The sequence below is a fragment of the Rothia nasisuis genome (genome assembly GCF_928381405.1).
Lineage (GTDB): Bacteria > Actinomycetota > Actinomycetes > Actinomycetales > Micrococcaceae > Rothia > Rothia nasisuis.
This window is the reverse complement of record NZ_CAKMSB010000032.1, coordinates 1-1,338: the sequence shown is the minus strand read 5'-3', so window position 1 is coordinate 1,338 and position 1,338 is coordinate 1. Positions and strand designations below refer to the sequence as shown.

Here is a 1,338-nt window from a genome sequence, read left to right as displayed (position 1 = left end):
GGGACTGTCAGAAAAACGGTGTAAACCCTCCAAACCCCAACAGGAGAAAATAACACCATGACAACAGAACACCAACTCGCCCAAAACCTCATCACCCAAGCCAAAGAACAAGGCCTAGACCTCAGCAGCGACACCCTGCTCAAAACCCTCACCCAAGACATCATCCAAGCCGCCCTCGATGAAGAACTCACCGACCACCTCGGCTACCCCAAACACGCCGAAAACCCCGACGAAACAAGCCAAAACGCCAGAAACGGCTACCGCACCAAAACCCTCCTCACCGACACCGTCGGCCCCATCGACATCAAAGTCCCCCGCGACCGCGACGGCTCCTTCGAACCAACCATCGTGCCCAAACGCACCCGCCGCCTGAAAAACGTCGACGAAATCATCCTCTCCCTGGCAGCTAAAGGCCTCACCTATGGGGACATCGCAGCCCACTTTGAGCAGATCTATGGGGCCAGCATCAGCAAAGACACCATCAGCCGCATCACCTCAACGGTCCTAGAGCAGATGAACGAATGGGCCACCCGTCCCCTCGAGACGGTCTACGTGGCCGTCTTCATCGACGCTATCTACCTGAAAGTCAGAGAAGGGCAGGTGAGCAACCGCCCCTTCTATGTGGCGATGGGGGTCAACGCTCAAGGATACCGGGATGTGCTAGGTATCTGGGCAGGGCCCGAGGGGGCAGGAGAATCAGCCAAGTTCTGGCTGCAGATTCTGACCGAGCTGAAGAACCGGGGCACCGCCGATATCTTCTACCTGGTCTGCGATGGGCTCAGCGGCCTGCCTGAGGCGGTGAACGCGGTCTTTGAGCGCACGATTGTCCAAAATTGCGTGATTCATATGATTCGTAATTCCATGCAGTACGCTCCCAGGGGGCACTGGGAGGCGATTTCCCGGGATTTGAAGCCGGTCTATCAGGCAGTGAGCGAGCAGGCCGCCCAGGCGGCTTTGGAGGCTTTTGGGCAGACGTGGGATGAGAAGTATCCGGCTATTAGTGCCTTGTGGCGGCGGCGTTGGGAGGAGTTTATTCCGTTTTTGTCCTATGAGTTGGAGGTTCGTCGGGTGCTGTATTCGACGAATGCGATTGAGTCTTTGAACGCTCGTTTGCGGCGTTCTGCTAGGTCGCGTGGGCATTTTGTGTCGCAGGAGGCGGCTTTGAAGTTTATGTATTTGACGGTGAGGTCTTTGGATCCTTCGGGGGCTGGTGCCCGGCGGTGGATGACTCGGTGGAAGCCGGCGTTGAATGCTTTTGCTATTGTTTTTGGTGATCGGTTGCCGCAGGTGGCTGGTCGCTAGATTGTTGTGGGTTTACACCGTTAACCTGACAGTCCC

General features: G+C 56.7%; 1 protein-coding gene. It reads left to right on the top strand.

All coding sequences use genetic code 11. The annotated features are described in order from the left end of the window. Nucleotides 1–57: 57 nt before the first annotated feature. Nucleotides 58–1,302, top strand: a complete 1,245-nt coding sequence (locus L6966_RS11900) for an IS256 family transposase (RefSeq protein ID WP_272878627.1) — start codon at nt 58–60, stop codon at nt 1,300–1,302. The last annotated feature ends 36 nt before the right edge of the window (nt 1,303–1,338 follow it).